We start from the raw sequence: 7,153 nt of genomic DNA, 5'->3' as shown, positions 1-7,153 counted from the left end.
AAGTTAGCATTAGTAGGGTTAAAACTCAAAGCATCTTCATTAGTAGCATAAGAAGAAAATGACGCATGGGTTTCTAATTTATTCTCACTAATTACCGCTTCGTTTTCAATATAATGCGAGATATTCTTTTCTTGACCATTTATCAAACCAGTTAAAGATATAGATAAGCAAACCATTAATAATTTACTTCTCATTTTATATTTAAACTTCATTCTTAAAATATTTAAGTTAAAATTCTATCTATTTTTTCTAGGTTTTTAATTTTATTTGGGAAGCGAATAACAAAAGATAAACAAATACTTCCCAAGCAATAAGAACCTTTTCCGATTCTTCATTTTTAATGATTTTCACTTTTTGTATTGGGTGTTATTTTGGTCTTTTGCATTACAAATCCTACTTTGTTCTCATCTAATATATACCTATTTCTGCTAAATGTGTAAAAAACACATCTTCTCCCGAATTATCATCATAACCACTTGTAATGGTAACTTTAAAATATTGAATGGTTATTGGAGTAGTCAATTCTATAAATTGCTTTGCAGTGTTATCTCCCAATGTAAAATCACCAAGACTTTCAAAATTCACACCGTCTGCAGATGTTTCAATTGTAATGTCTTTTGGTCTGCCGTTGTATTTATCTGTTCTGCTCAAAAAGGTAAACCCCTTAATTATTTCATCTGAATGTAAGTTAATAGTAATAGAATGAGGATAGCTTGGTTGAGAAGCAGACCAAGCTGAATGCCAATATGTTTCACTATCGATGTCAATTGCATTTTTTGCATGGCCATTAAGCGGGCCTTGTCCAGAAGTTTCTTCAGAAGAAGATTTAGTAATGTTCCAGTTGTTGGTTTTATATTCTTTTATTTCAATCTCATCAATGATAAAATCAGATTCATTTTTATTATTCTTTACAAAACCAAACCAAGAATTACCAGATTTAGATCCAGTAAAAGTTACTGAGTATGTTTGCGTTTCTAACTGAGCCGTAATAATACTTTCTGATACTATTTCAGTACCATCTCCTATGGCAAATGAATAATCATTTGATTCAGTTTGATATTTAAATGTAACTGTGTATTTTTTTCCTGCTTTGAAGCGTACATTTTGAGGAATGGTTTGCATCACAAGGCCATTTACATTTTCATGTAATTTTAAAGACCATTTTCCCTCAATCACATCATCAACCTTTTTTCTATTCCAACCTTTTTGAGTGTAAGGAGAATGCAATTCAGCTAAATGAATTCTTGGGTCGTTGGAGCCTCCAGCAGAACCTTTAACAAATGGAAAAATTCCTGAGGGTACATATTCAAAGTTTTCCGAAAAATAGAGGCTGTCTGCTTTTTTTGTTTGGCCAATAGCTTTTACTCTAATATTATCAAACCACACTTTACCGCTCCCTTTATCTACATTTAAAAATAATTCTACATCTTCATGATGCTCTTGCACATCAAAATGCACATACATTCTTTGCATGTTTGTACCGTGTTTACTATCTGCGGAGATATAGTTTTCCCATAACGAGTTGATTGCATATTTTGAGGTTACAGTATCTTTTGTTTTGACGGCTAAGGTTGCTTTTCTATTTTCTGTATTTACATAAACAGAAGCATAATAATGTCCTTTAGGCAATCTTTTAATGGTTTGACTTACACGAACCTTTTCTCCTTTATCTATTGACAACTCATACTGTCCATTTTCATTTCTTTTAACTGCGGTATGTGTTCCATTTAGCTTCCAACTATTTAAATTTCCGCTATTAAACCCCATGTTTTTCACCAAAGAGCCTTCGCCCCAAACCATAGTGTCTTTTTGCTGTTTCTTTTTAAAGATAACATAAGGTGTCTTCGCTTTGGCTGAAAGTTCAATTTGATTATTTACTATAGAAATATTTTCTTCGCTTACCTTTCCTAAATCTGTTAATTGATATACATAAACCGTAGAAACATTTTTCCATGAAGTAGGCACTTCCCAAGAAGATTTTCCGCCTTTATGATTCCAATGATATAACTTTTCTTCGATTTTAGGGTTCCATGGTAACAAATACGTGTTTTCTTTTAGCAACACTTTACCATTCTTTGTAATGATTCTTTTTCCGGAGTTTGTAGATACTTTTACACCATCAGCAAAAGTGATGTTGTTTTCTTCCCATTTTTTAATAGGAAAGTGCTGTAAATATTTAGTAGGCAAGTTAATGTCAAATGTGGCCTCTAGGCAATCATCATAATTAATTCTGCCTTGCCAACCTTCAAAATCTACTATTTCTGTGCCGCCTAATAACGGGTGTTTTGCAATCCAAGTGTCTTTTTGGTGATTTCTGATAAAACGCACAATTTTACTATTATACCCTTTGATCATTTTTCCGCCGTATTTATAATCTACTGCCCAGTGATTCCAGATAGCGTCGTATTCATGATCCTGCGGAAACTCTGTCGTATAATATAATCCTAAAGAGTGAATTTCTCTTCCTAATTGTCTACTATCCCAGCTACCCTTTGCATACCAGACATCTACATACAGAAAGTCTAAAGCTGGTACTTGATCTTTCAATGATTTTAATCTTCGAAGTCTATTGCCAGAAATGCCATCATATCTTTTATCCATATAATAAGATTGATCTAACCAGTTCCAACCTTTTTTTGTTTTATCTATCAACGTTTCATTAAAAGCTTGTGCTTCTGGATACGACTCTGTTGCGTTGACATGCACGCCAATTGATGTATTGTATTTTTTAGCTGCATTTGCTAACACATTCATCTCCTCTGCTCCTCCCTGTCTATGCCCGATATCTCCATAATCTGGATGTTTAGAATCATGTCCTTCTGAACCATATCCTTTCAAAATAACATATTGTCCAAGACCATCTGTATTTAGAAATATACGTTTGGTTTCCTCCAAAGATTTTATAAACGGATTGGTCGCTTGACTGCTAAAATTCATCGGAATTCTTTGCACAACCATGTTTGGAATTTTATCGGAACCAACAGGTGTATTTAGAATATCTCTGTAAACGATTGCACCATCTTGCCAATCGACTACATTGTCGTTATTTACATCATCGGTAACCACAATTTTTAGTTCTGGTAAAGGACTAGGTTTTGTCATCCCTTTTGCTCTATAAATCCATGAACCACTCCACACTTTTGTAGTTTTAATTTTACCTTGTTTTGTCGTTTGCTTTTGTAAACGATTAGCATCTTTCTTCTCTTCAACGGCATTAGACCAAAGCGCCCCAGCTAATTTTTTTGTATTTACAATTGCATATAAATATCCTTTTGGAACACTATCTAGTGGTGTTTTTTTAGTTATTTTTTGAAAGATATCTCCAGTTCCTGTAATAGCAGTAAACATTTTTGAACCCGAGAACTGCCCATTTGCATCAGTGCTTTTTACGCTTAACAGACTATGATTAGGGAATTTAATAGTATGAACTTTAAAAACACCGTTTTCAGTTATTGTATCAAATTTTAATGAAACTATATTTTTCTGAACCGAAATATGAAGTTTTAATTCCAAATCTAATTCGGTAATTGTAAGCGTATAACGTATTTTATTGTTTTCTGTGTTAGAGCTAACTTTTGGCGAATAACTTTCACCATTGATGCCCATGTTGCTTAATTGATTTTCATTAGCAGACATAATTGCACCTGATGTTTTCCATAGATAGTTTACAATTCTAGGAAATGTTTCATCTACAGTTACACGTAACTGATTTGAATTCAATGTAGTTGTTTTTTGCGCCTGTCCACTTAAGGAAATACAACAACATAAAATTAACGTATATAAGAATTTCATTGACTTTATTTATTCAGTTTTATTAATGACAGTTTGCCATTATTTCTAGCTATCAAAATGGCTTTTGATGCTCCTACTTTTATAAAAGCAGCGTCTTTCACGTCCCCTCCTGCCCACAAACCTGATGTTTCATTTGAGACAAATTCAAACTGACTATTTTGCTTTCCTATCAGCAAGGAACCATAGCTTGCATCGTTTCTTGGTGTTTCTACTTCAGAACCATATAAGTTACCTACTAACAAAATATCCTTCTTTTGATCATTATTAAAATCGTCAACTAAAATTTTATTTACAGAAGATAATTGAGCTCTATTTTCGAAAGAAGTAAATGCAAACGTATTGTTTTCATTCTTTAAAATTGCTGAACCAAAATACGTGGCTTTATAGGTAATACCTTCATTAAGTTTCTCTCCGTATATTTCTTTTATACTGGCTGAACCAAAATCATTGTATGTTTTAAATTTATCTTTTACAAATGGCATTTGACTAGAGGTACATTCCCTGCCTCTAACAGGATATATTTGATTCTCTTGACTATAACCCAAAACAATGTCATCAGAGTTATTACCATCAAAATCATTTACATACATAAAGAAAGGGGTGTCGAAAGTTGCTTTATATTTATAATTCAACCCGAGATTTCCAGCAATAATATCAAGATCTCCATCGGCATCTATATCATTTACTTCTAAAGAACTCCACCACCCCACGTGTTGGGATAGACCAAAGTCTTTGGACCTGTTTTTAAAAGTTCCCAAATCATTTATATATAACTCTAATGGTCCCCATTCGTTTGCAATAAGTAAATCGCTGTCACCATCTTTGTCCATATCTGCCCACGTCGAAGCAGTTATCATCGTGTGATTTAAGAGTTCTGGAATACGTTCTTTCGTAACATCTTTAAAACTTATTTTACCAGGAATCGAAATATTTTCAAGAAGATAACTTTTAGTTGGCCGTCCATAAAATCCTGGTTTAACTCTTCCACCAATAAAGAGGTCTAAATCTCCGTCTTTATCAAAATCAGAAGAAGAAACACGTAAGCCGCTTGATGTTATATCTGGTATTGCAAATCTATTTTTTATAAAATTTCCATTCCCTATATTTTCATACAACCTATCCGTATAATACGTGTCTTTTGGTTTGCTTTCAGTGCCTCCGCTTATTACATATAAATCTTGGTCACCATCATTATCTGCATCAAAGAAAATTGCACCAACATCTTCATGCCTTCTATCTACTGTAAAAGCTTTATTGTTTTTTAAAAACCTACCGGATGTATTTTGGATGTATAAAGTACTTGTATATCCTTTAGCACCTCCAATAAAAAAATCATCTAACCCGTCATTATTAACATCAGCTACAGCTAAAGCTGGCCCTAATTGAGACATTCTATGAGGTAACAATGTTTCTTTTTCAAAATCATTAAAATCATTCTCTTTATGGGTAAAATTGACGCCAGATTCCTTGGTTATATCTGTAAACAAAGGGCTTAATGTGTTATCTACTTCCTTTTGAAAAGAGCCTTTATCCTCATAAGAAATTGTAATGGTTTGGTTTGGTTTAATGTCTTTAAGAAGGTGGCTGGTAGTATCATTCCAAACTACCTTAATACTATCTATAACCTGGTCTTGATTAATCCCAAAATGAATAGCATCAGCCATTGCTGACTGAAACCCTCTTGTAAAATGATTTTCTATAGTTTGTGTAGAAGATTTTGAATATAACGCTACACGAGCACCTAATGCATTCAGGTTATTTTTCGTTCCCTTTAGCTTTAACTTTATAAAATTATTTCCAATAGAGTTATTTTTATATATGTAAGAGATTCCATCCGAATTATTTACGACGATATCTAAAGCCCCATCATTATCGAAATCAGCATAGGCTGCGCCATTCGAATTTGTTGGGTTTTGTTTAATAACTGCCTTTTTAAAGGTTAAATCCCCATTGTTTAGATAAAAATAATTTTCTTTTTTTCTTGAGGGCATTTTAGAAAGTAGATCATTAATATAGCTTTTACTATCTACCTTTTTATTTTTTATAACTTCGGCTTGTTTTTCCTTATGATAGTTGACAAAATCGTTGTTTCTGAAATCTCCCTTAATTCCGTTTGAGATAAATAAATCTTTATATCCGTCATTATTCATATCAAAAAAGAGAGGGGCCCAACTCCAATCTGTACTAGATACTCCAGATAATTGCCCAATATCGGAGAACATAGGTGTATTCGTTTTTTTATTTATACCATTATTTAATTGTAGCGTGTTATACATGTATTGATGGTGCAATCCTAACTTTGTGTTATTATAAAACTTTTCAGTAGACATTCCACTCATACTTGTTTTTTGTGAAAAATCATCTTCAGCCATCATATCAACTGCCATAATATCTAGCAAACCATCATTGTTTATATCTGCAATATCATTACCCATAGAAAAGTTTGACATATGCTTAAATGCTTCAAGAGAAGTTTCTCTAAAAGTTCCGTTTTTATTATTGATGTATAAAAAATCTTTTTCAGCAAAATCATTACTTACATAGATGTCTGGCCAATTATCATTATTCAAATCAGATACAGATAGACCTAAACCATAACCAATCATATTATTAATAATTTTTGCTTGATCGGTAACATCTACAAATTTTCCATTATTGTTTTTATAGAGTCGATTACCTCTATGATCTGATTTTTGATTAATAAGATTTTTTAAATTGTTTTCGTCATACGTATCGATACCATGATTCAATAAAAACATATCTAAATCTCCATCTTTGTCATAATCAAAAAAAGTGGCTTGCGTAGTAAAATCTGGGATGTCTAATCCATATTTTTGAGCTTGATTTTCAAACATTGGAATGCCACTGGCATTTGCCCCTTTATTTATTAATAATTCATTTCTTCTATTATTCGGATCTTTTAACTTTCCCGATTTAGAATAATAAATATCCATCAAACCATCATTATTAATATCAACTAACGTAACGCCTGTACCGAAGCCATAACCACCGCCAGCATTAGAAGTTCTAGCAACATTTTTAAACTTCATGTTACCCGTATTAAGGTATAAGGCATTCGTTTTTGTACTGTGAACAAAATAGATATCTATTAATTCATCATTATTAAAATCTGCAACGGCTACACCACCACCATTGTAATAATATTCGTAATAAAGCCCATTATTATTTAAATTTTCTTTAAGCTCATTTAAAAATAAAATTCCCGTTTTTTCAGGTGCTAATACCGTAAAAAGCTCTTGTGGTATAGTTGAAACATTTACTTCTTCAATTGATTCTTTTGAATTCTTTTTACAAGAAAAAACCATCAAAAAAATCAATAAAATTAGGATTCTATTTTTCA

General features: G+C 32.3%; 3 protein-coding genes. All 3 read right to left on the bottom strand.

Annotation, left to right across the window (positions count from 1 at the left end):
* Positions 1–194 (bottom strand): hypothetical protein (locus AABM47_RS07100; RefSeq protein WP_338410232.1); only part of this gene is annotated, 194 nt, incomplete at its 3' end.
* 214 nt (positions 195–408) lie between these two features.
* Positions 409–3,720 carry an endo-alpha-N-acetylgalactosaminidase family protein gene (locus tag AABM47_RS07095; protein ID WP_338410231.1) on the bottom strand — a complete coding sequence of 1,104 codons (3,312 nt, stop codon included), beginning with the start codon at positions 3,718–3,720 and terminating at the stop codon, positions 409–411.
* Positions 3,721–3,797: 77 nt separating this feature from the next.
* A partial coding sequence (locus AABM47_RS07090) for a VCBS repeat-containing protein (RefSeq protein WP_338410230.1) occupies positions 3,798–7,153 on the bottom strand: 3,356 nt, incomplete at its 5' end.

The organism is uncultured Flavobacterium sp. (assembly GCF_963925415.1).
In the GTDB taxonomy this organism is placed as follows: Bacteria; Bacteroidota; Bacteroidia; order Flavobacteriales; family Flavobacteriaceae; genus Flavobacterium.
This window is presented reverse-complemented; position numbering and strand designations above follow the sequence as displayed.